The sequence below is a fragment of the Pararobbsia alpina genome (genome assembly GCF_902859895.1).
In the GTDB taxonomy this organism is placed as follows: domain Bacteria; phylum Pseudomonadota; class Gammaproteobacteria; order Burkholderiales; family Burkholderiaceae; genus Pararobbsia; species Pararobbsia alpina.
On sequence record NZ_CADIKM010000033.1, the window covers coordinates 20,185 to 43,258 of the forward strand.

Consider the following 23,074-nt stretch of genomic DNA (forward strand, 5'->3'; position numbering starts at 1 on the left):
GCGAACTCGCGATTCAGTCGTCGGTCGCGCGATCCTGGCCGGCGGCCAGTTCGATCGCCTTGAACACGCGCAGCGTGGCGGCAAGATCCGCCGCGCTGATGCCCTTGAGCTTTTCGGCACGCAGTGAGATCAGTGCCGTTTCGATCTGGGCGCGCAAGGCGCGGCCGTTGTCGGTCAGCCAGATTGTCTTGGCGCGGCCATCGGCGGGATCGTCCTGGCGCACGGCGAGGCCCGCGCTGCACAACTGATCGAGCAGGCGCACGAGCGAAGGCCCCTCGATGCCGACATGTTCGGCAAGCGTGCGCTGTCGGACACCTTCGCCGAGCCGGCCGATCATCAGCAGCGGCGTCGCGCAGGCCTCCGACACGCCGTAGCCCGCGAGCACGTGGTGGCTCGCGCGGCGCCATTGGCGCGCAATCCGGACGAGGCCGCCCGTAACGGATAGTCGGAGGTCGTGAATGTTTGGCATCGCCGCATTTTAAGATAATATTTAATTCGGTAGCAAGCTATTGAAATAGCCAACCGATTCTCACCGTGAACTTTGCCTCGGCCTACGCGCCGATGGGCGTCGCCGGCATCCGGACTGGACCAGGCTGACGTAACATCGGAGTTCCGCGCGGCACGCCCGCGCATGACCAGCGTTGACCTTCATGAGCGCAAAACTCGATCTCGAGGCCGAGTGGCTTGAAGCCGATGGTTGCGGAGGGTTTGCTTCCGGAACGGTGGGCGGGGAGCGCACGCGCCGCTATCACGCCCTCCTGCTAAGTGCGACCACGCCACCGACCGGACGCTATGTGCTCGTCAACGGCTTCGAGGCCTGGCTCGAAACGCCGGAGGGCCGGGTTTTCCTGTCGACGCAGCGTTATCTGCCCGACGTCGTCTATCCGGACGGCGTATCCCGGCTTCGTGCATTCGAGCGCGCGCCTTGGCCGACCTGGCGATTTGCGATCAGCGATGCCGAGTCGGTCGATTTCGAATTGTTTGTCGCGAAGGACAGTTGCGAAACGGTGCTGCGCTGGAAGACGGTGCCCGTTTCATCGAGTCCGGCAGGCACAGGGCGTGTGCTCAAAGTGCGTCTCCTGCTATCGGGCCGCGACTATCACGGCCTGCACCATGAGAACCCTGTCTTCGACTTTGGTTTTCGTAGCAAGGACCGTGCAAGAGCGACGACTTCAAGCGATGGGGCAAGCGATAAGACCGATAAGACAAGCAGTGGAGCAGGCGACGGGGCGAGCAACGGGACAGGCGAAGGGGATGGCAGAGGGGATGGCAATATCGAGTGGCAACCTTACAGCGGCCTTCCGGCGATCACCGCGCTCAGCAATGGCCGCTACGACCACGCGCCCGACTGGTTTCGCCGGTTCTTCTACCGGGCCGAGCTGGCGCGAGGCCTCGACGATAGCGAGGATCTTGCCTCGCCCGGGGTGTTCTCTTTCGATCTCGGAACAGGCGAGGCGGTCCTCGTCCTGAGAACCGGCAGGGTGCTCGATGACGATGCGGTGACCCACACAGGCATGCTCGCCGGCCGCGAACGGGATCGCCGCCGCACCTTCACTACGGAGATGGCGTGCGACGCCGATGCCTATCTCGTCGCGCGCGGATCGGGGCAAACGCTGCTCGCGGGCTTTCCGTGGTTCACGGACTGGGGGCGCGATACCTTCATTGCGATGCGCGGGCTGATGGTCGCGACCGGGCGTCTTGCCGAAGCCGAGGCGATCCTGCTCGGCTGGGCCGGCGTGCTCTCCGAGGGGATGATGCCCAATCGCTTCCCCGACGACGGGGGCGAACCCGAGTACAACTCGGTCGATGCGTCGCTCTGGTTCATCGTCGCGGTGCACGACTACCTGGCAACCGGGCACGCGGGCACGCAGACGCAGGCTCGCCTCCGGCACGCCGTCGGCGCGATCCTCGACGCTTACTCGCGCGGTACGCGTTTCGCTATCGCAGCCGATGCCGACGGCTTGATCCGCGCGGGTGTGCCCGGCGTCCAACTGACCTGGATGGATGCGAAGGTCGGCGACTGGGTCGTGACGCCGCGCATCGGCAAGCCGGTCGAGATACAGGCGCTCTGGATCAATGCACTGCGCGTTGCGGGCGTGTGGACTCAGGATTGGCGCACCCTCGAGCAGCGCGCGGCCGATGCATTTCGCGAGCGTTTCATCGATACGTACGGGGGTGGACTGTTCGATGTCGTCGATGTCGATCATGAGTCGGGCAAGCTCGACCGGGCCATCCGGCCGAACCAGATCTTCGCGGTCGGCGGCTTGCCGTTCAGCGTGCTCGAAGGCGAGAACGCACAGCGTGTCGTCGCCCAGGTCGAGGCTGAACTGCTCACACCGCTTGGCCTGCGATCCCTGTCGCCGCGCGACCCTGGCTACCGTGGCCGCTACGAGGGGGACCGGCTCCAGCGGGACGGCGTTTATCACCAGGGGACGGTATGGCCCTGGCTCAGCGGACCGTTCGTCGAGGCATGGCTGCGCGTGCGCGACGCGTCGGCCGCGAGCCGCAACGAAGCCGCCGCGCGTTTTCTCGAGCCGCTGCGCGCGCACTTGCGCACCGCCGGGCTGGGCCATGTATCCGAAATCGCCGACGGCGATGCGCCGCATACCCCGCGCGGGGCGCCATTCCAGGCCTGGTCGCTCGGCGAACTGATCCGTATTGAAAAGCTGCTCGCCGGGTAGCGCGAGCCGCTCACGGCGCGACCTCCATCGCGCGACATTCACAGACTTGACTGCCTGGATGGGTTAAATTCAGGTTTCCGTCCGCCAGCACAGGGGAAATGCCATGCCGACGTTTTGTCCTAACCAACTGCTCAAGACCGTGGAGGGGCGCCGCCTGAGTTCCCCCGAACTCGCGAGCTGGCGCCAGTGGGGACCCTACCTCAGCGAGCGCCAGTGGGGCACCGTACGCGAGGATTACAGCCCACACGGCACAGCGTGGGACTACCTGCCGCATGATCATGCACGCAGCCGCGCCTATCGATGGGGCGAAGACGGCATCGCGGGTTTCGGCGACGACAAGCTCGACTGGTGCATCTCCCTCGCCCTCTGGAACGGACATGACCCGATCATCAAGGAACGCCTGTTCGGCCTGACCAACGCCGAGGGCAATCATGGCGAGGACGTCAAGGAACTGTACTTCTACCTCGACGGCACGCCGACCCATTCCTATATGCGCATGCTGTACAAATATCCGCATGCCGCATTTCCCTACGCCGACCTCGTCGCCGAGAACGCGGCGCGCGGCGCCGACATGCCGGAATATGAAGTGCTCGACACGGGCGTATTCGACGACAAGCGCTATTTCGACGTGACGGTCGAGTATGCGAAGCACGGTCCCGACGACATCGTCATGCGCATCACGGTCGAGAACCGCGGCGACATGGAAGCGTCCCTCGACGTGCTGCCGCAGGTCTGGGCACGCAATGTCTGGTCGTGGGATACGAAGCTCGAGAAAGCCTCGATGACTATCGACGAGGTTGACGGTGAGAAGCGCGTTCATGCGTTGCACCCGACTCATGCGCCGATGGTGGTGACCGCATCGAGTTCGGCCGCGCAACCCGTCGAGTGGATCTTCTGCGAAAACGAGACCAATGTGCGGCGCCTGTTCGGCAGCACCGGCGAAGGCCCCTTCAAGGACGGCTTCAACGACTATCTCGTCGCTGGGCGCGAAGAGGCGATCCGGCGCGATCGGGGTACGCGCGTCGGCGCGCGTGTCCATTTCGATCTCAATGCGCATGGCATAGCGACGGTCTACCTGCGCATGCGCGCGGCCGGCCCGCAGTGGCCGGCCGAACTCGACATCGATGCGACGATCCGCCGCCGGCAGGCAGAGGCTGACGAATTCTATGAAGTGCTGCAAGCCGGTATCGAAAATCCCGATGCGCGGCTCGTCCAGCGCCAGGCGCTCGCGGGCATGCTTTGGTCCAAGCAGTTCTACCAGTTCGACGTCGCGCGCTGGCTGGACGGCGACCCGTCGCAGCCGAAACCGCCGGCGGCCCGCAAGCGTGGACGCGATTCGGACTGGCGCCATCTGTCGAACGCCGACATCGTGTCGATGCCCGACAAATGGGAGTACCCCTGGTACGCGTCATGGGATCTCGCGTTTCAGGCCGCCGCGTTTGCATTGGTCGACCCGGATTTCGCGAAAAAGCAGTTGCTGCTGCTCGTCAAGGATCGCTATCTCCATCCGAACGGACAGATCCCTGCCTACGAGTGGGCACTCAGCGATGCGAATCCCCCCGTGCACGCCTGGGCCGCATGGCGTGTCTACGAAATGGACCGGGTGCTCACGGGCAAAGGCGATCGCGATTTTCTCGAACGCATCTTCCACAAGTTGCTGCTGAATTTCTCGTGGTGGGTGAACCGCAAGGATGTCGACGGCCACAATATCTTTCAGGGCGGTTTTCTCGGGCTCGACAACGTCGGCATTTTCGATCGTTCATCGCCGCTGCCGACCGGCGGCCGGATCGATCAGGCCGACGGCACCGCGTGGATGGCTTCGTATGCGCTCGACCTGATGCGCATCGCGCTCGAACTCGCCGAGGAAAACGCAGTGTTCGTCGATATCGGGGTCAAGTTCTTCGAGCACTTTCTCTATATCGCCGAGGCCGTCAGCAGGAGCGATACATGCGAGACCGGCCTGTGGGACGAGAGCGACCAGTTCTTTTACGACGTCCTGAGGCTGCCCGATGGCAACACCGTACCGATGCGGGTCCGATCGATTGTCGGGCTGATCCCGATGTTCGCGGTCCATGTACTCGAGCATCGCCTGCATGGCCACCTGCCGATGCTTCGCGAACGGCTCAAGTGGTTCCTCATGCATCGGCCCGATCTTGCGAAGCTCGTGTCACGTTGGAACGAGCCGAAGGGCGGCAATCAGCTCTTGCTGTCGCTGCTGCGCGGCCACCGGATGAAGGCACTCCTGCGCAGGATGCTCGACGAGAGCGAATTCCTCTCCGACTATGGCGTGCGTGCCTTGTCTCGCGTGCACCGCGATTTGCCGTTCGAATATCACCACAACGGTAACAGTTTCGGTGTCAAATACCTGCCCGCCGAATCGGACTCGCGGGTCTTCGGGGGCAACTCGAACTGGCGTGGGCCGATCTGGATGCCGGTCAATTATCTGTTGATCGAATCGCTCTATGAATTTCACCGTTACTACGGTGACGACTTCAAGGTCGAATATCCAACCGGCTCGGGTGCCAAGCGCTCGCTCAAGGGCGTGGCGGGCGCGCTGAGCGAGCGTCTCACGCGTCTGTTTCTGCTCGACAAGGACGGACGGCGCCCGGTGATGGCCGCTTATCCGCTATTGCAGGCCGATCCCGCCTGCCGCGACCTGGTGCTGTTCCACGAATACTTCCACGGCGACAACGGACGAGGCGTCGGGGCTTCGCACCAGACTGGCTGGAGCGGCCTGATCGCGCTGCTGCTCCAGCCGCGTATTCTCACGGACGTGGCGAACGTACCCGCCGCGTCACAGACCGCGGCCGAAGCGGAGGCCGTGGCACCGTAGTCTCCCACACCCGATGGAGGAAGACATGTATTTGAAGAACACTTGGTACGTCGCGTGTACGCCCGACGAAATCGAGGGCAAGCCGCTCGGCCGGCAGATCTGCGGCGAGAGGATCGTATTTTTTCGCGGCCCCGAAGGCAAGGTCACCGCGGTCGAGGACTTCTGTCCGCACCGCGGCGTGCCGCTTTCGCTCGGCTTCATGCGCGAGGGCCATCTGGTCTGCGGTTATCACGGTCTCTCGATCGGTGGCGATGGGCAATGCGCAAGCATGCCCGGTCAGCTTCCGGGCGGCGTTCAGGCGATTCGCCGTTTTCCGGCGGTTCGCAGCTTTCCGGTCGTCGAACGCTATGGCTTTGTCTGGGTCTGGACGGGAGATGCCGAACTTGCCGATCCCGGCAAGCTGCATCATCTGGCCTGGGCCGAAGATCCCGAATGGGCCTATGGTGGCGGTCTTTATCACGTGCATTGCGACTATCGGCTGATGATCGACAACCTGATGGATCTCACGCACGAGACGTATGTGCATGCGACGAGCATCGGCCAGCCGGAAATCGAGCACGCGTTGCCCGACACCCAGGTCGACGGCGACCATGTTGTTACCCGCCGTTTCATGCAGAACATCAAGGCGCCCCCGTTCTGGGCCGCCGCCTTGCGAGGCAATGGCCTGGCCGACGATGTGCCGTGTGACCGCTGGCAGATCTGCCGCTTTACACCACCGAGCCATGTGCTGATCGACGTCGGCGTCGCGCATGCGGGACATGGCGGTTTCGACGCGGATCCGAAGTATCGGGCGGGCAGTATCGTGGTCGACTTCATCACACCCGAAACCGAGACCTCGATGTGGTACTTCTGGGGCATGGCGCGCAATTTCAAGCCGGCGGATGCCGAGCTGACCGCACGTATCCGCGAAGGCCAGGCGAAGATATTCTCGGAAGACCTCGCGATCCTCGAAGCGCAGCAACGCAATCTGTCGGCGAATCCGCAGCGTCGGATCCTGAACCTGAATATCGATGCAGGCGGCGTACGATCGCGGCGAGTCATCGATCGTCTGCTCGAGAAGGAGCAGCAGGAGCGGGCCGCATTGCGCAAAGCGCGGGAAGCCAAAGGCGCGATCGATAGCACGTCGAGCGCGGCGCCGGCCTGAGAGAAGGCGGGAGGGCGGAGAAAGGCGAATGGTGAAAGCTGAGGGGGCGGTTCGAGGGAAACGACCGCTTAGCATGCCACACCAGGTTCGCGCTAGACTTGCTGTCGTCCCGCTGTCTCGAGCGCGATCCCGCGTGCATACTTCCGGAGCCCGCCTCATGAATGCCCCTTCCGCCGCCCCGTCCGAGGTTGTTTTCCTGATCGACGTCGACAATACTTTGCTCGACAACGATCGTGTTTCGCAGGATCTGAGCGAGCATCTGCAAACTGAACTCGGTACCGCATGCCGCAAGCGTTACTTCGAAATCTTCGAAGACCTGCGCGCCGAACTCGGCTACACCGACTATCTTGGCACCTTGCAGCGCTTGCGAAACGAAGATCCCGACAATCCCCGCCTGCTGTTGATGTCATCGTTTCTGGTCGACTATCCTTTTTCGGACCGCCTGTATCCACGGGCGCTCGATGTGATCCACCATCTGAGCAAGATCGGACCGACCGTGATTCTTTCGGATGGGGACGTGGTGTTCCAGCCGCGCAAGATCCAGCGCTCCGGTCTGTGGGAAGCTGTCGGTGGCAATGTCCTGATCTACATCCACAAGGAGCAGATGCTCGATGCCGTCGCGAAACACCATCCGGCCACGCGCTATGTGATGATCGACGACAAGGTGCGGATTCTGGCGGCGATGAAGGCGGCCTGGGGCAGCAAGCTGACAACCGTCTTCCCGCGGCAGGGACACTATGCGCTCGATGCAAAGCAGCTCGCCTCATTCCCCACGCCGGACGTGACGATCGAGCACATCGGCGATCTCTTGGGCCTCGATATCCCGGCCATGCTAGGAGCAGCGACACACATTCGTTGAGCTGCCTTGAGCGTGGCGAATGACATTCAGCGTGACTATGCTGGGCAGGCTTGGGTGGCAAGCGTGCCACGACGGGCGGTGAGGCCACCGCCCCTCTGTACTTCTGTGCGTTGATTACTGGACTTCGGCGCGTGCCGACGTGCGTGCGCGTTCGAAGATGTCGACCCATTCCCGGTAGCGCTTACCGATCCTCGCAGCGGCTTCTTCGCGGCTGATCTTCTTCGCTTCAAAATCGGCTACCGCATCCCAGAAGCTCGTGCGGCCCACTGCGAAGCCGATAAAGCCGGGAACCGCCGCAGCCGTCTTGAGCCAGCTTGCCACCTTCTTGTCGTCCGCACCTCGGCCCAGAATGATGCAGCCGACATTCGAACGCCCGCCACGCCGTGCCGTTTCAACGATCTTCAGGCAATCGTCACGTGAATCCAGGCCTTCAATCTTCCAGACCGACGGGTCGACTCCACCCTCCTGCAACGTCTCGATCGCCTTGCGCATCAGTATGGGACGAAGCTGCGTATCGTAGGCGTTCTTGTCGTTGTTGACCTTTGCCAACTGGGCTTGCGTCGCCGGCACCAGCAACTCGAACATGAAGGGCTGCTTGTGTTCGGCGCAATAGTCGGAGAGTGCCTTGAGCCGCGCGGTCTGACGTTTGTTCAGTTCCGCGTCGCCCTCGGGGTTGTAACGCACGAGCGCTTTCGCGAAAGTCGGCTTGAACGCCTCGAGGTGACTCGCGAAATCTTCATACTCGAACTCGAATTCCGGCGAGCCGCTTTGCTCGGTCGACATCGCGGTGATGTACTGCCCTTTCGCCGCATCACGAAGGATCTCTGCACCAAACTCTTCATCGACGAGAATGCCGGCGGTTTCCTTAGGAACACCGTCTTTCAATGCGTGCTGAAAGCCTTCATAGATCAGCCGCTTGCTGTCCGATACCTTGGCATGCTGATCGTCGGTCAACGGCGCCTTGAGGTGGAACATCCCGCTGATATACGAAGCGCGGTGATCGAAAGGCAGAATGTAGAGGGGTTTGCTGTAGCCAAGGGTCATGTCGATTCTCCTTTGCGACGGCGGCCGAGCTCGCCTGATGGATGGATGCTTGTGCATGCCGTTGAACGAACGGCACCAGAAAATAGAGAATGCGCTGCGCGAAAGGAACCTCACCGTCGTTTGCAACGCGGCGTGCAGCCGTTCCATTATGTGCCACACAACGGCTCGCGCAGATCAGAACTGCTGACAATTACCAAAGTCCGCCTTGATGAAGGCGTCGCTGTTGCGAGCAAGATAAATGCCCGCCGCAGCGCCGCGACACACAAGTCGCCCATCCGGTCGTGTACAGTGCCAGCCATGATGAAATTCCTTATCGTCTGAAGGAAAAAATACGCCAGCGCAGTCCAACCGATTGGAGTCTTCAGAATGTCCGCCAGTCCCACCTCGCTGTCTTCGTCGTCCAGCGGAGCACCCAAGTCTTCCGCGGCGTCCGGCATGCCGCCCGATGCGACCTATGCGGGGATCATGTCCTTCATGCGCCGGCCGCAGACAAGGGAACTTGCGGGCGTCGATGTCGTGGTGTCCGGGATTCCGCTCGATCTGGCCACGACCTTTCGGCCGGGCAGCCGCTTTGGCCCCGCGGCGATTCGAGCGGCCTCGGCACAGCTCAGCGAACTCAAGCCGTTTCCCTGGGGCGTCGATCCGTTCGAGACCCTCAAGGTCGTCGACTACGGTGATTGCTGGTTCGATGCGCACAATCCGCTGACGATCCGCGACGCGATCGTCGCCCACGCGCGGACCATCCTCGCTTCGGGCGCACGGATGTTGACGTTCGGGGGCGATCATTACATCACCTATCCGCTGCTGCGCGCCCATGCCGAGAAATATGGCAAACCGCTGAGTCTGATTCACTTCGATGCTCATACGGACACCTGGCCTGACGAGCAGCCCGATTCGCTGAATCATGGGACGATGTTCTACAAGGCCGTGCGTGAGGGCTTGATCGATCCTGCCCGCTCTGTCCAGGTCGGTATCCGGACGTGGAACGACGATACGATGGGGATCAAGGTGCTGTCGGCGCCCTGGGTCCATCAACACGGCGTTGAAAGAACGATCGAGACCATCCTGTCGATCGTTGGCGATTCACCCACTTACCTGACATTCGACATCGACTGCCTCGATCCCGCCTTCGCGCCGGGAACGGGCACACCCGTGCCGGGCGGCCTGACTTCGGCCCAGGCGCTTGAAATCATCCGGTCGATGACACCCGTGAATCTCATGGGTGCCGACGTCGTCGAGGTTGCCCCGGCTTATGACCACGCCGAAATCACGGGACTCGCTGCGGCGCACATTGCGGCGGACCTCCTGTGCGTGATGAACGAACAAAAGCTCGCGAAGGGAAGGGGGCAGGGCGTCGCCGAACATTTCGAGCGCTCGCGTCAGCGTTATCCGGCCATCCGGCCATCCGTCGGCGAACCCAATACGTTCCGGCTTAAGTATCGCGAGGCTTTGATTCAAACCGTCCAGGAAGTCATCCGGGGCAAGCTTCATGGCAGCCGGCACGAAGTCGAAGCGCTTGCACAAAGCTTCGTCGCCGCGCACGACATGCCCTCTTTCGTAGATGCGGTTCAGTCGGACCTCGATTGCCTGTATCTCGGGAATGTTGCGCGATTCCGGCTCAGGCTCTCGGAGTATGAGGACTGGCCCTTCAAGCGATCGAATATCCAATGAGTCGGAGCGAACGTGTGGCGGCGATGCCAAGGCTGACCGACCACCCCGCATCCGTGCGCAAGATGCGTGCGTAGCCTGGTCTCCTTGCAATCTTTGACGTTTTTCTAGCGGGATTTATCGATCCTTGAAACTCGTGGCAGTCCGTCGAACGTATGCTTCCAGTTCCATTCGTGAGGTGCTGCATGACGCGAAAGATCGCCGCTCCGCCGCGGTACCCGCTTGCCGGCCGATCGCCTGGAAGGCGCAGCGACGCCGATTTCAATCCGCTGTTGAGTGCGTGGGGTATTCCGACCCAGCCCCCTCATTCCAGCAAGGCGCCTGATTGCGTCGCGACGCAAGAAATCGCGAGCCCATGGGCCGCGCTGATGTCGCCGGAATCACCCGCTACATGAGTGCTTCACAAAACCCGATATATTGTTCACAGCCACGTTGCAATCGGTAACAGCGATGACGAATAGCACGGACCTGCAGCGACTCATTATCCGACTGAGAAAAGAAAGCGAAGCCGCAAAGGCACTGATGATCGAGTATGGGCTGGTGCCTGGCAGGAACCGGAACAGCAGGCGCAACACACGGCTGCTGATGCGCCACGCGGCCAAACGGGGTACAAGCCAAACGACCTCTGCTTGAAGCAACGCACGCGACTAATCCCAAGCAGCGCGTCATGCGAGTATAGGGATATGCTTACCTAAGCAAATACACAGGGTGGGTGTGTCAAAGCCGCATGCAAAGGCTGGACGATGGTTACCCGGATTTTGGGAAAAAACGCGTGGGCTTTGGCAATGAACGTATTTGCAGGTGAGGGACTCGACTATTTGAGCGCGGTATTCCCACGCCGGAAGGTGGCCAATCGAACATGGACGAGACAGAAACCAGCAAGAGCACGTTGACCCACCGGACGATGAGAATCGCAGTGCTCGACGACGATCCTGCCCAGACCGATTTCGCGTGTCAGACCTTGTCGGCGGCGGGACATATCTGTCACCCGTTTTCAGCGGGCGGTGTGCTCGTGAAGCACTTACGCCGCGAGACGTTCGACCTGCTCCTGCTCGACTGGAACGTCCCGGACATGGCGGGAGACGAAGTCCTCCGCTGGGTGCGGCAAAGCCTTTCCGTGCACCTGCCCGTGCTTTTCATGACCAGTCGCAGCCACGAGAGTGACGTCACCTCGATGCTCAACCTCGGCGCGGACGACTACGTGGTCAAGCCCGTGTCGGGCGCGCTTCTGCTTGCGCGGGTCAGTTCGCTGCTGCGGCGCGCGTATCCACACGACCCCGCGGCGATCAGGGAAGTCTACGACGATTTCGAATTCGATCTGAAGGCCCGTCAGGTACGGGTACGAGGACAGCTGGCGATACTCACGCAAAAGGAGTTCGAGCTCGCGCTTTTGCTGTTCTAGTATCTGAACCGGCCTTTGTCGCGCGCCCATATCCTCGAGAGGATATGGAAACAGGCCATCGACATCCCGTCGCGTACCATGGACACTCACGTGTCGATGCTGCGCACGAAACTCGGGCTGCGTCCCGAACACGGTTATCGGCTGACACCGATCTACGGCTACGGATATCGCCTCGAGACCGTCGAACCGGAGGCCGTATGACCCATTCGGTCGCGTCGAATGGGCGTGCCTTGCAGCGCGGTGTCCAGGGCATGCTTGCCGCGCTCGTACCCGTGTTGGTACCCGTGCTCGTGCCGATATTCGGCGCGCTGCCGTCGGTGTCGCACGCAGCCACCGGTGCCGCAAAACCGGTCCTGCAGACGCAGCGGGCTACCGCGACCTACGTGACGCGGCCGGGTGACAGCCTATACGGCATCGCTGCACGATACCTGCTCGATCCGGGCGACTGGACCGTTCTTCGGCGCATGAATCTTGTGAGGGAACCGCGCCGCCTGCGGCCCGGCATCACCTTGCGCCTGCCGGTTGCGCTACTGCAGCGCGATCATCTGGCGGCGCGCGTCGTGGCGACGAGCGGGCGAGTCGAACGTGCATTCCGCAAGGGCCCATTGATGCCGCTCAATGTGGGTGCAACGCTCTCCGAAGGGGACCGCATACGCACGAGCGAGGGCGCCTTCGTCACGCTGGAATTCGACGACGGGTCTCACGTCAGCGTGTCACAGAACAGCTCGATCGATCTCGGCACGTTGCGCAAGACGGCGCTCACGGGTACGACAGAACGAGTGATCAATCTGCGGCAGGGCAAAGTCGACAGCGAGGTCATGCACGCACCGAAGCCCGGCGACCAGTTTCAGATCCGCTCGCCGTCAGTCGCGGCCGGAGTCCGCGGCACCCGGTTTCGCGTGAATTATCTTCGGGACAGCAAGGCGACCACAGTCGAAGTGCTCGACGGAACGGTCGGCGTCGATGCGCTAGCCGCCAGACAGTCCGCGCTACAACTCATACCGGCCCGGTTCGGCAGCGTGACCCATGGCGAGGCGAGGGCAGGGGAGCCGGTCGCATTGCTCGCGGCTCCCACGCTCGTCGATCCCGCCAGACTGCAGGATGCACAGGATGTCGTATTCGACCTCGTGCCGCTCGCCGCTGCATCAACCTACCGCGTGCAGATCGGGCGCGATGCGGGGATGCTCGACGTGATGTGCGAGCTTCATGTGGCGCAGCCGCGCGCCGCGCTCGACGAGCTTGCGGACGGTACCTATTTTGTGCGGGTGTCGGGCACCGACGACCAAGGGCTCGAGGGGCTGTCGCAGGTCTATGCGTTCGAGCGTCGGCACCTTGGGCTTGCGGCGTCGGCGGTCCCGGAGCCGGGAAGCCACGACTATCAGTTCCGCTGGCTCATGAGCCAAACAGGCGTCGAAACCCGCTTTCGCTTCGTGCTTGCAAGCACGCCGGACTTGCACAACCCGATTTTCGACAAGACCGATCTCGCGGGCCGGCAGATCGTCGTCACGGACCTGCCGCGCGGTGTCTATTATTGGACTGTGATCGCCGAGCGATTCGACAACGGGCGTTTCGACGAGACGGGCAGTGCGGTGCAGTCGTTTACGCTTGCCTATTGACACACAATTTCACATCTCGCCGCCCGCTGACCGGGCCGCCCTCGAGCATGGACTTCGACGCTCCCCCGAGTCTTGGACGGTCGGTGCGCCGCCGCTTTATCGTCGAGTGGCTGGCGGTCGTCTGCCTGGGCATCATCGTGATCGTGGCAGGGGCCGCTTGGCGCATGACGACGAGTGTCGACCGGCTCGTCTATGATCACCTGCTCAGTCTTCGTCCTCTCGCCCCTTCGTCCGAGATCGTCGTGGTGACGATCGACAACGCGAGCATTGCGGCGCTGGGCCGCTGGCCCTGGCCGCGCAGCACGCATGCGAGGCTGCTCGATACGATCGCCAAGGCCCAGCCCGCAGCGGTCGTCTATGACGTGCTGTTCACCGAGCCCGCCGAGGGCGATGGCGAGCTTGCGGCTGCACTCGCGGCGACGCCCACCTATCTTCCGGTCCTGCTGAGTCCCGTGACGCCCGGTGGCGGGCGGGAGGTCGTCACACCGGAGGCGCAGTTGTCGAGCGCCGCCGCGGGACTGGGGCACATCAATCTGGAAGTCGACGGCGACGGCATCGTGCGCAGCGTCGCACTCTTCGAAGGTGATGCCCGCTGGCCGCAGCTCATGATGCCGGTCTATCGCGACTTCACGCGCGGGGCGCTGGTGACGACGGACCAGTTGAACGTCGCGCGCGGTGCGCTTCCCGATGGGACGGGCCCCGGCTTGTTGCCCAGGCGGCTTTTCAAGGGCGTGGACTTTCGGATGCCAATGACCGCGGACGAAGTCCGCTTTCTGATTCCGTTCAGCCCGCTATCCGCATCGTATGCGACAGTGTCCTTCGTCAGCCTGCTCGCGGGCGAGGCCCCTGAAATCGATCTGCACGGCAAGATCGTCGTGATCGGCGTGACGGCCTCGGGTTTGTACGACCGGTTTGCCACGCCGGTATCGGGCCAGATCGGACCGTTACCGGGTGTGTTCACTCATGCGAACGTGCTGGATATGCTGTTGAATGCGCGTGCGATCGATCAGTCGAGCGGGGCATGGCTTGCCATCGTCTCGCTGTTGCTGCTGGCAGTCCTGCTCGCAGGTTTCCTGATGCTCTCGCCCTGGCGCTCGCTGGCCTTGACCGTCGGGTTGTGCGTCGTGGCCCTTGCCGGCAGCGCGGCATTGCTCTATTACCGGAACCTGTGGATGTCCCCGGTGCCCCCCATTGCGGGACTCGTTGTCGTGTATCCGATCTGGAGTTGGCGACGGCTCGAGATGACGATGTCGTATCTGCGCAGGGAATTGCAGCGTTTCGCCGAGGAGCCTAATCTGCTGCCCGATGTTCCGCATAAGAACGAATTCGGCGGCGACGAGCTTGAACGTCACATGGCATTGATGGCGCGCGCAGCGCAACGCATGCAGGACATGAAGCGTTTTGTCTGGGACAGTCTCGACAGCGTGCCCGCGCCGATACTCGTCAGCGATCTGAACGGTGTCGTGCTGATTGCCAATCAGGCGGCGAAGGCCCATTTCAGGGCGCTCGGCGAACCGTCGCCCGAAGGCCGCAGGATGTCGGCGGCATTCGAGATTCTGACACTCGTAAAGACGATCGACGCCTCGGCCGCAACAGCCGCGCACTTGCTGTGGCCCGCGGCGCTCGATCCGACCCGTGGCTATGCGGACGTGATGAAGGACGGCGTCGAGGTACGCGATCGGGAAGGGCGTGATCATCTCTTGCGCTATGCGACCTGCACGAACGCCGAAGGCTCGCGCACCGGCTGGATCGCTGGGCTGGTCGACGTGACCGAACTGCATGCCGCCGAGCGGCGGCGCGAAGACGCGCTGCGCTTCCTGTCGCACGACATGCGCTCACCGCAGGCGTCGATCCTTGCGCTCGTGGAACTCGAACGCCCGCGAATCGAGTCGGACAATACGCGGGCGCTGCTGGATCGTATCGAACGCTATGCGCAACGTGCGCTTACGCTTGCTGACGATTTTGTCCAGCTCGAGCGCGCGGAGTCGCAGAGGTATGAGCTCGAGCCCGTGAGCTTCGTCGAACTCGTCATCGACGCCTGCGACGAAGTCTGGCCGCAGGCGCAGGCGAAACGCATCCACATCGACACGCCGGTCGAGGCTGGCGCCGCGTGGGTCAACGTCGACCCCTCGTTGATGACCCGCGCGCTGGTGAACATTTTGAACAACGCGATCAAATACAGTCCTCCGGACACGCGGATCGCCTGCCGGATCGTCGAAGACCCGGCGCTGCCCACGTATGTGCAATGTATGATCAGAGACGAGGGGTATGGCATACCGCTCGAACAGCAGAAGCATTTGTTCGAGCGATTCCGGCGGTTTCACACGGCCGATCGGCCGGAAGTCGGTGGGGCGGGGCTCGGCATGGCGTTCGTCAAGATCGTCGTGACGCGTCACGGCGGTGAGGTACGGGTCAGGAGTGTGCCGGGTCAGGGCACCACATTCACGGTGTCCTTGCCGTCGCTCGACGAAACGCCGGATGATGGCCGCACTGAAGTGGGGGCGACGTGAGGATTTTACTTGCCTGTGGCATTGCGGTCGTCGTGGCAAGTCTGACGGGATGTGCGTACGTGCAGACGGACGCGCGGGTTTCCGGTGCACCAGGTCCGCTTGAACCCGGGCGTACCTATAGTCTCGCGCGCACCTCCTTGCAGGCAACGGACCCTGCCCATCAGCGATACGAAGAACGCGTGCGGGACGAACTCGCCGGATACGGTTTTGTCGCGGCGTCGCCAGACTCGGCGCCCCTTCCGCACTACCGGCTGTCGATCGCCTATGACACCCATCCAGTTTCCGTCGGCATCAAGGAGGGCGGTTGCGGCGGGTCCGGCACAAACGTGGCCAACAAGGGAACCGACGCGGTGGGGTGTGTGCCGCTCGAGGTAAGGCCCACTGTTGGACATGGACCCTACCTGCACTCGCTCACGCTTCGATTTTTCGATTGGGCGAACGGCCGGGAAGTCTACAAGGTTTCGACTACCGAACGAGATGGCGACGAGGATGCCACGGGTGCGACGCCGTATCTGGTGAAAAGCGCACTCGCGAAGTTTCCTTATGCCGGGCATCCTGATTGGCGAGTCAAGCTGCGTGAGGTGGGTGCGGATGGCGCGCCCGAGGTCGTTTCTGTTGAACCGCTCGCGAAATAGAGAATAACCAAGGGCGCAGGGGATTCATCTCCAGATTGCGTTCGGACTTGGTCGTGTACCGGCGTCGCGTATGCCGACTCCTGGTGCACGTGTACTGGACAAGCTGGATGGTCAGCACGAGCACGACAATCGTCGAGATCATGATGTTGTTGTCGAAGCGCTGATAACCGTAGACAACCGCGAGATAGCCGATCCCGCCCGCGCCGATCGTGCCGGCGATCGCCGAGTATTCGATCATCGAGATCACGTTGAGCGTGATCGCCAAGACGAGGCTCGGTAGCGCTTCATGGATTTGTGCGGTGAAGATGATCTGCAGCGTCGAGCCTCCCGAGACGAGCCCGACCGCGGAAACGTCCTCGGGCAAATCGCGCAGCGCGTTTTCAACGAGCCGCGCAAAGAACGGGATGCCCGCGAGCACCATCGGCACGACGGCCGCGGGAATGCCGATCGTCGTTCCCGTGATGACCCGCGTAACGGGAATCACCGCGGCCATCAGCACTAGGAACGGCAGAGAACGGCCCATATTCGCGATCCAGCCGATCGCGAGGTTCGTCAGCCTGTGCGGGAACAGGCCCCGCTGCGACGTATTGAACAACAGGATGCCGAGCAGGCCCCCGATCAGCACGGTAAAGACCATTACCACGCCGACCATCAACCAGGTTTCGGCGTAGGCCGGTCCGAGCAGCGTGTGGACCTGGGACCACGGCGTGTCGTTGCCGAGCACCAGCGTTTCGTTTGTCGGCGCGCTCATGCGGCCTCCGAGACGAATTCGGCCGGGAAAGCGGCGGTGGGCGACGGCTCGACCGCGTGTAGCACGGTCGCCGCGAGGCCGAGGGATTCGAGGTAGCGGATCACGGTCGCCGTGTCGTGATGAACACCTTGATGAAACGCAAGGCTGATCTGCAGGCGTCCGGCAGTCCGCGCGCGGATGTCTTCGATGATGCCGCCGTGGACCGATACCCGCGCGTGCAATGTTTCGCCAACGAGGCTGATCCAGTCGGCCCGCACGGCGGCCTGCGCGCCATAGTAAACCTCGAGCGCGAGCGAAGCGTGATGGGCGACCGGAGCCAAGCTCGGCCTGATCGGCAGCAGTTGCCGCCCGATCCGCGAGTGCGAATTCGCGATCAAGTCGCGCACGCTGCCGCTTTCGACGATTTCTCGCCGTGGGGTGAATAGAGCCGACTCTTTAGCGGATTGCAGATACCCACGCAATCAGACGTGCGTCGTTGAGTTACGGAACTAATAGGCGCGGGGCGGGGTGAAGTGTGGTCAGGATGTGCTTCTCGTGAAAGGCGGGCATTTGATCTCCCAAAAAACATGCCATGGGCGAGCGACACGGATTGGTACACAACGGCTAACGTTACCTTCGTGTCAGGCCGCGTCAGGGCTGCCCGCCCAAAAAGCAGACTAATGCAACTGTTTTTTTAAATCAGAAAGTTCGGCATGAACCGAGGTGATTGCACTTTTGACTTTCGCATTGATTTTGGGCGCACGTTGGCACGCCTGATCCGCACGGTCGCCGACTTGCTCCAGCTCGTCTATCCATTGACGCATGCGCTTTTCGTCCTTCGACTCCATTATTTTCTTTCCGCCTTCCGACTTCTTGTCCAGCTGATCAACGCAGTCCATAAGCTCCTTGGGCAGCGTAGCATCGGCGTGACAGGCCTGTGAAGCTTTCTCAATGGTTTGCTCCAGATGCGTGAAACGCTTCTGGATTTCGCTAGCTTGCAGCATGATGAAGCTCCTTCTAGAAGGTTGTTCGACGACGAAATTGGGCACCGTTTTTCCTGGTCCCACGTCGCACAGTCCGTCTCGTCTGCCGGAGCAAGTCGGCGCAATGCTGCCCCACGGTTCTCAGCCAATCGACGAGTGGCGGCTTCTTTACTATAGAACGCTCCACCGCAAGCAGACAGGTCCCGTTCCTTTCGAGTGGCGAATGCGTGCGGGAAAAGCTGCCCATCCCTCAAGCCGTTGAATCGGTCTCCCAGAGTGGCGTCCGCCTGGAATCGTGCAGGTTGCGGCGGTGTGCGCTGCATCAATTGATGTCGAAGGTCAACCGCGCCTCCACCCGTTCACGGGCAGGAATTTCGTTTCGAGCCAACGTCACCTTGCGGACCGTCGGTTCGGTCCAGGTTGACGGCAGGGGCAAGGTGGACAGAATCGCTATTCCAGCCAATGGCGAAAGTCGTAATAAGCGGCGCTCGTTCCGGCGCAAAACTGGCTTCCGGTTGGAATGCGAGCGAGACCAGACGCGCAGGCCATCGAGCTCACCGATCCGGCGCCCTGTTCCGCGAACGGAACGAGTTCCGCTTGCCCGTCGTCGGCGGGACGACATTGCACACGAAGGAATTCGTCTCGATCCCCGCCACCACGTGTCACTCCGCGCAACGGAATGCGCGAGACGGGGGGGAAGACGTTGGCGCGACCCTGCATGTGCCTGATCAGCGGACTCACCAGCAGCGCGAACACGGAGAATGCGGCACCGGGGTTGCCGGGCAGGCAGATCACGGGCTTGCCCGCGACGTAGGAGGCAAAAACCGGCTTGCCGGGCTTCATGAGGACTCTACAGAATGCAAGCGAGCCGCCGATCGATTCGAGCACGGGCTTGATGAAGTCCTTCTCGCCGACTGAAGCGCCCCCGACGCTAATGACCAGATCGCATTGAGTCAGCAGTTGCGAAAAAGCACACCGCAGCTCGAACTCGTTGTCCCGCGATAGGAGGACACGGGAGACTCTCGCATTCATGCCTTCGACGAGCGCCGAAAGCATCGGCGCATTGCTGTTGAACACTTGCTGGGGAGCCCGGACGTTGCCGGCTTCGACAAGTTCATCACCTGACGTCAGAATGCCCACCTCCAGCTTGGCGAAGACCCTGACCTGCTCGATCCCTTGTGCCGCGATGAGCCCGATTTGTGCCGGTTGCACGAAGGTCCCGGCCGGCAACAGGAGCTGGCCTTCGCGAATATCCTCGCCCCGTCTGCGAATGTGCTGACCAGCGCAATGTACCGCGTCGATCTCGACGCCGCCGTCGATCTCGCGTGCATGCTCCTGCATGACGACGGTGTCCGCGCCTTCGGGAATCATGCTGCCGGTAAAGAGGCGCGTCGCGCGGCCTTGCGCCAGTGGCGCCGGCGTCTCACCGGCAAAGCAGTGTTCCTGCACGGGCAGCGCTTGGCCCGCCTGGAAGTCCGCGTGGCGGATCGCATAGCCGTCCATAGCGCTGTTGTCTGCAGCCGGCAGGTCGAGCACCGCGTGGATCGGTTCCGCTAGCACGCGGCCCGCCGCGCCATAGATGGAAATCAGTTCGGTGCGTGTCGGCGAGGGCGCGTCATGCACGAGCCGCTGTTGAGCGTCGTCAAAGGTCAGCATGGTGTTCGATGGTTGGATCGCAGGGTATCTTTTCACTTCGGGACAGGGGAGTGCGGGGCATCGCGTCAGGGCCACCCGCATTCCGCATGAAGCATCGTACGCAAGCGGTGGCCAGCGAAAGGGTACAGAGTGGGCCGCATCGGCAAGCTACAGACTCCCCGCAGACAGACCGGCGGCCCTGTCAGAAGACGTGGGGGATACAATTTCCGCCCTATGGCAGGATCACAGTCTCGACGTTGACCCACCAGGTGCTTGACACAGGGCCTCGATTCGACCCGTCGCGAAGGTATGCGGCACAGGCTCAAGCGCATGCCGTGCGGTGCCGCTATGATTACGGCTGCAATTCCTTGCCAACCCGCTAGAGATCGTTATGCCAGAAATCATTGTTTACGCAGTAGCCGGGCGCTCAGCCGAGCAAAAGAAAGCGCTGATGTCGGGGATTACCAAAGTCGTGGTCGACAACTTCGGTGTCGACGCCGAGCAGGTTGTCGTGCAGATCGTGGAGTCTTCACCGGACTCCAAGTCAAGAGGCGGCATTTCGTTCAGCGAGCGCAAGCGCACGTCTTAAACCGTATGGCGAGGTCGGGCTTCCGATGGCTCCGCTTCGGGGCTCGGTTCGTGGCGTTCAGCAGCGCGACAGACTTGAGCCCGATCTCGAGGATCGATTGCATAGCCTTCAGACGGACCCGTTCGTCGCTGGGGCGGTGAAACCGCGCATTGGGTGTTTCGGCGCGCTGGATGACGGAGCAGAACAGCCGAACGGAAGAGTACGAGCCTCGCGTCCCGGGTGAGCCACTCGCGAGACTTGATGCTCTCGCCGCGCGCTCGTACTACTTCGGGGTTGGCCCGCTCGCGGGCGGCGGACGCGACATCGGATCGTTAGTTGGCTGTTCCGGTCGCTTGATCGGCATGTTATCCGGATTGTGCGCGTCCACGCCGCTCGCGGGTGACTGCGGCGGTTTGACCATCGATGCGCCGTCAGGCAGCGGCGCCTTCTGCGCCGACTCGGCCGTCGCGAACAAGCCCGCAAGGGCCGCGATCGATGCCGCGCGCGCAAAAGAGATCGGTCTCATCAGTGCCTCCGAGAAACCTTGGCCTTCAGGTTTCAGGATTACCCATAAGTTGAATGATCATGCTATTCGCTTTGCTGAAGAGGCGACACATTTCGTGATCTCGTGCAAGAGAGGGCAGGACACGACGGAATTCAACTTGTCTCATCTGTCCGTCATCGAGGACTGGGCTGCGCCGCGAAGACCAATCCGCGTGGCTTCAGGTACCGCTAGGCCAAATACTTGCGTCCTCGTTGCTCGGGCGAGCAAGCAGGCCCGTACTGCCTACTGCAGGTGATTTTCAGAAACGTTTGGCGATGTAAAACCTGCAACGGACGCATCAATTCCGGACAATTCCTTCGCAGGAGCTAGTCATGATTTCCTTCCTCCGTGGGGCGTCATGTCGTGTTCTCGGTATGTGTCTTTTGTTCCTGGCCGCCTGTGGAGGCGATGGCTCTGGAGATGGAGCCTCAGGCGCTGCAGGAAGCTCTGGTAGCTCGGGAGGGAGCGGGACTGCGGGCGCGTTGTCGCTCTCGGTAACTGGCCTCCCGACTGATACGGCCGCCAACGTATCTGTGGCCGGACCTGGCGGGTTCAGCCGGGTAGTGAGCCGATCCGACACGCTGGCGAATCTCGCGACCGGAACCTATACCGTCACGGCTGACCATGTACTGAACGGCACCTCGCTGTACAGCCCGACTAAGCGAAGTCAGTCTGCTACGGTGACTGCGGGCGCTTCGGCGGCAGTCACCATTGCCTATGGGCCTGCTGAAACGTTTCGCCTCACCGTGGCCCCGGTAGCGAGTGGACTTACCGCTCCGATTTTCCTTACCGCGCCTGCCAATGACCCCCGTCTTTTCGTTGTCGAGCGAGCAGGGCAGATACGGATCGTCCGCGACGGGACGCTGCTCTCGACGCCATATCTCGATATCTCCGCGCTGACTTCGACCGATGGCGAACGTGGCTTTCTGTCCATGGCGTTCGACCCGGCATACGCGTCGAACGGGCGGTTTTATGTCTATTACACCGCAGCCGATGGCGCGATCACAGTATCTCGATTCCAAGTCTCTTCCGCCAACCCTGACGTGGCCAATCCGAGCGGCACGGTGCTCCTGACAGTTCCGCACCCAGGAGCATCGAATCACAACGGCGGCCAGCTAGCCTTTGGGCCAGACGGCATGCTGTACCTGGCACCCGGCGACGGTGGTGGCTCGAATGATCCCGCCGGTAATGCGCAGAACAAAGCATCTTTACTCGGAAAGATGCTGAGGATTGACGTGGGGGGCAACGGCTACGCGATACCTTCTGGCAACCCGTTTGCTACAGGCGCAGGCGGCCGGCCAGAGATCTGGGCAGTCGGCCTGCGAAATCCGTGGCGATTCTCCTTCGATATCACGGGGCAGATCTACATCGCGGACGTCGGCGAGTCCGAGCGCGAGGAGGTCAACGTCGCCCCGGCGACAAGCGGCGGGCTGAATTATGGCTGGGACAGAATCGAAGGTACGTTTTGCGTCGGCGCGGCCACCTGCGATACGACGGCTCTGACGCCCCCTGTCTTCGAATACACCCACGCAAGCGGAGGCTGCGCAATCCTCGGGGGCTATGTATATCGAGGCGCCGCAGTACCTGAGATCCAGGGACGCTATTTCTACACCGATCTATGCACCGGCCGCCAGCAGCGCCGCATGCAAGGGAGCGCCCTGCGTCGTGCCATCCTCGAGCGGACGCCGCCAATGGCAGGCGAGCAGGATGCCGCGATATTCGAGACTATCGGCGGCACGGCGTGCAAGGACTTCCTGATCGGCCGGCGAAAGGTAGTACGCCATCTCCGACACGACGATCAGGTCGAAACGACCCGACGGCCATTCGTCGGGCACCACCCCTTGTTCGACTGTCACGTGCCCATGCGCGGTAAGCCGGTGCCGCGCGAGCGCGACGGCTCGTTCGCTCAGGTCCCAAGAGAGGAGCGAATCGCAGCGCAGCGCAAGTTCGGCGCTGAGTTCGCCATTCGCGCAGCCGGGCTCAAACGCGCGCCGGTAACGCGAGTGAGTCAGCATCGCGAGCGTCAGCACCCGTTTGCGCTGTTCGTACCAGCACGAACGGAATCGCCACGGGTCATCGCTGGCCGCGAACAGCGCATCGAAATGCTGGGGGCCGGCGTTCATAAGTGCGGCTCGCGTGAACCGGGCGTTACGACCTGGCTTGGGGCGATTACCGGCAACGCGGCGAGTCTTTCCCAGGCCTGCCACTTGGCTTGTGGCGTG

16 protein-coding genes and 3 pseudogenes are annotated in these 23,074 nt (G+C 62.2%); 11 read left to right on the top strand and 8 right to left on the bottom strand.

The window, feature by feature from the left end:
- Positions 1–13 precede the first annotated feature (13 nt).
- Complete coding sequence (locus HV670_RS22885) at positions 14–469, bottom strand: MarR family winged helix-turn-helix transcriptional regulator (RefSeq protein ID WP_175107299.1); 456 nt, start codon at positions 467–469, stop codon at positions 14–16.
- Between the two features lie 181 nt (positions 470–650).
- Between HV670_RS22885 and HV670_RS22890 the strand changes: the two genes are divergently transcribed.
- From HV670_RS22890 to HV670_RS22905, 4 genes are all read left to right on the top strand, one after another.
- A complete protein-coding gene (locus HV670_RS22890; RefSeq protein ID WP_175107300.1) occupies positions 651–2,681 on the top strand; it encodes an amylo-alpha-1,6-glucosidase in 2,031 nt (676 codons plus the stop codon).
- A 103-nt stretch (positions 2,682–2,784) separates the two neighbouring features.
- Positions 2,785–5,514 (top strand): MGH1-like glycoside hydrolase domain-containing protein, encoded by a 2,730-nt coding sequence (locus HV670_RS22895; RefSeq protein ID WP_175107301.1) that lies wholly within the window; start codon positions 2,785–2,787, stop codon positions 5,512–5,514.
- Between the two features lie 25 nt (positions 5,515–5,539).
- Positions 5,540–6,658 carry an aromatic ring-hydroxylating oxygenase subunit alpha gene (locus HV670_RS22900; RefSeq protein ID WP_175107302.1) on the top strand — a complete coding sequence of 373 codons (1,119 nt, stop codon included), beginning with the start codon at positions 5,540–5,542 and terminating at the stop codon, positions 6,656–6,658.
- Positions 6,659–6,815: 157 nt separating this feature from the next.
- Positions 6,816–7,517, top strand: coding sequence for an HAD family hydrolase (locus tag HV670_RS22905; RefSeq protein WP_175107303.1), 702 nt, complete (start codon positions 6,816–6,818; stop codon positions 7,515–7,517).
- 114 nt (positions 7,518–7,631) lie between these two features.
- On the opposite strand, the gene HV670_RS22910 is transcribed toward HV670_RS22905, so the two are convergent.
- Complete coding sequence (locus HV670_RS22910) at positions 7,632–8,561, bottom strand: 2-deoxy-5-keto-D-gluconate 6-phosphate aldolase domain-containing protein (RefSeq protein ID WP_175107304.1); 930 nt, start codon at positions 8,559–8,561, stop codon at positions 7,632–7,634.
- A 435-nt stretch (positions 8,562–8,996) separates the two neighbouring features.
- Between HV670_RS22910 and speB the strand changes: the two are divergent.
- The 5 genes and pseudogenes from speB to HV670_RS22935 all read left to right on the top strand — a co-directional run.
- Positions 8,997–9,896: pseudogene (gene speB, locus HV670_RS22915) on the top strand (agmatinase); the annotation flags it as partial.
- 1,237 nt (positions 9,897–11,133) lie between these two features.
- A pseudogene (locus tag HV670_RS22920) lies at positions 11,134–11,832 on the top strand (response regulator transcription factor).
- Positions 11,829–13,247 (top strand): FecR family protein, encoded by a 1,419-nt coding sequence (locus HV670_RS22925; protein WP_175107305.1) that lies wholly within the window; start codon positions 11,829–11,831, stop codon positions 13,245–13,247. Before HV670_RS22920 ends, HV670_RS22925 begins: the two are co-directional and overlap by 4 nt.
- A gap of 47 nt (positions 13,248–13,294) precedes the next feature.
- Positions 13,295–15,757 carry a CHASE2 domain-containing protein gene (locus HV670_RS22930; protein ID WP_175107306.1) on the top strand — a complete coding sequence of 821 codons (2,463 nt, stop codon included), beginning with the start codon at positions 13,295–13,297 and terminating at the stop codon, positions 15,755–15,757.
- On the top strand, positions 15,754–16,392 hold the full coding sequence (locus tag HV670_RS22935) for a DUF4136 domain-containing protein (protein WP_175107307.1): 639 nt from the start codon (positions 15,754–15,756) through the stop codon (positions 16,390–16,392). Before HV670_RS22930 ends, HV670_RS22935 begins: the two co-directional genes overlap by 4 nt.
- Here the strand turns inward: HV670_RS22935 and HV670_RS22940 are convergent.
- The 4 genes from HV670_RS22940 to HV670_RS22955 all read right to left on the bottom strand — a co-directional run bounded on the left by HV670_RS22940 (position 16,325) and on the right by HV670_RS22955 (position 19,761).
- Entirely contained in the window at positions 16,325–17,143 is an 819-nt protein-coding gene (locus tag HV670_RS22940; protein WP_175107308.1) for a methionine ABC transporter permease, read from the bottom strand. The two genes, HV670_RS22935 and HV670_RS22940, sit on opposite strands and share 68 nt — an antisense overlap.
- Positions 17,140–17,529: an NIL domain-containing protein gene (locus HV670_RS22945; protein WP_175107309.1), complete on the bottom strand. Its 390-nt coding sequence runs from the start codon at positions 17,527–17,529 to the stop codon at positions 17,140–17,142. The genes HV670_RS22940 and HV670_RS22945 overlap by 4 nt, the downstream gene beginning before the upstream one ends.
- Positions 17,530–17,799: 270 nt before the next feature.
- The gene (locus HV670_RS22950) at positions 17,800–18,126 is read right to left on the bottom strand and encodes a hypothetical protein (protein ID WP_175107310.1); all 327 of its coding nucleotides are present in this window, start codon (positions 18,124–18,126) and stop codon (positions 17,800–17,802) included.
- A 429-nt stretch (positions 18,127–18,555) separates the two neighbouring features.
- Positions 18,556–19,761 (bottom strand): molybdopterin molybdotransferase MoeA, encoded by a 1,206-nt coding sequence (locus HV670_RS22955; protein ID WP_175107311.1) that lies wholly within the window; start codon positions 19,759–19,761, stop codon positions 18,556–18,558.
- Between the two features lie 370 nt (positions 19,762–20,131).
- Here HV670_RS22955 and HV670_RS22960 point away from each other — a divergent pair, with 370 nt between their 5' ends.
- Positions 20,132–20,329, top strand: a complete 198-nt coding sequence (locus tag HV670_RS22960) for a tautomerase family protein (protein WP_175107312.1) — start codon at positions 20,132–20,134, stop codon at positions 20,327–20,329.
- 262 nt (positions 20,330–20,591) lie between these two features.
- Here HV670_RS22960 and HV670_RS22965 read toward each other — a convergent pair whose 3' ends face one another.
- On the bottom strand, positions 20,592–20,834 hold the full coding sequence (locus HV670_RS22965) for a hypothetical protein (protein WP_175107313.1): 243 nt from the start codon (positions 20,832–20,834) through the stop codon (positions 20,592–20,594).
- Positions 20,835–21,226: 392 nt separating this feature from the next.
- On the opposite strand from HV670_RS22965, the pseudogene HV670_RS22970 reads away from it, so the two are divergent.
- Positions 21,227–22,414 (top strand): annotated as a pseudogene (locus HV670_RS22970) (PQQ-dependent sugar dehydrogenase); the annotation flags it as partial.
- 54 nt (positions 22,415–22,468) lie between these two features.
- Here the strand turns inward: HV670_RS22970 and HV670_RS22975 are convergent.
- Complete coding sequence (locus HV670_RS22975; RefSeq protein WP_175107314.1) at positions 22,469–22,975, bottom strand: SAM-dependent methyltransferase; 507 nt, start codon at positions 22,973–22,975, stop codon at positions 22,469–22,471.
- Positions 22,976–23,074: the final 99 nt, after the last annotated feature.

Coding starts and splice junctions, on each gene's coding strand:
- HV670_RS22910 (WP_175107304.1), bottom strand. CDS start 8,561: ATGACCCTTGGCTACAGCAAACCCCTCTACATTCTGCCTTTCGATCAC.
- HV670_RS22955 (WP_175107311.1), bottom strand. CDS start 19,761: ATGCTGACCTTTGACGACGCTCAACAGCGGCTCGTGCATGACGCGCCC.
- HV670_RS22950 (WP_175107310.1), bottom strand. CDS start 18,126: ATGCTGCAAGCTAGCGAAATCCAGAAGCGTTTCACGCATCTGGAGCAA.
- HV670_RS22930 (WP_175107306.1), top strand. CDS start 13,295: ATGGACTTCGACGCTCCCCCGAGTCTTGGACGGTCGGTGCGCCGCCGC.
- HV670_RS22975 (WP_175107314.1), bottom strand. CDS start 22,975: ATGAACGCCGGCCCCCAGCATTTCGATGCGCTGTTCGCGGCCAGCGAT.
- HV670_RS22900 (WP_175107302.1), top strand. CDS start 5,540: ATGTATTTGAAGAACACTTGGTACGTCGCGTGTACGCCCGACGAAATC.
- HV670_RS22905 (WP_175107303.1), top strand. CDS start 6,816: ATGAATGCCCCTTCCGCCGCCCCGTCCGAGGTTGTTTTCCTGATCGAC.
- HV670_RS22895 (WP_175107301.1), top strand. CDS start 2,785: ATGCCGACGTTTTGTCCTAACCAACTGCTCAAGACCGTGGAGGGGCGC.
- HV670_RS22940 (WP_175107308.1), bottom strand. CDS start 17,143: ATGAGCGCGCCGACAAACGAAACGCTGGTGCTCGGCAACGACACGCCG.
- HV670_RS22885 (WP_175107299.1), bottom strand. CDS start 469: ATGCCAAACATTCACGACCTCCGACTATCCGTTACGGGCGGCCTCGTC.
- HV670_RS22960 (WP_175107312.1), top strand. CDS start 20,132: ATGCCAGAAATCATTGTTTACGCAGTAGCCGGGCGCTCAGCCGAGCAA.
- HV670_RS22925 (WP_175107305.1), top strand. CDS start 11,829: ATGACCCATTCGGTCGCGTCGAATGGGCGTGCCTTGCAGCGCGGTGTC.
- HV670_RS22890 (WP_175107300.1), top strand. CDS start 651: ATGAGCGCAAAACTCGATCTCGAGGCCGAGTGGCTTGAAGCCGATGGT.
- HV670_RS22965 (WP_175107313.1), bottom strand. CDS start 20,834: ATGAGACCGATCTCTTTTGCGCGCGCGGCATCGATCGCGGCCCTTGCG.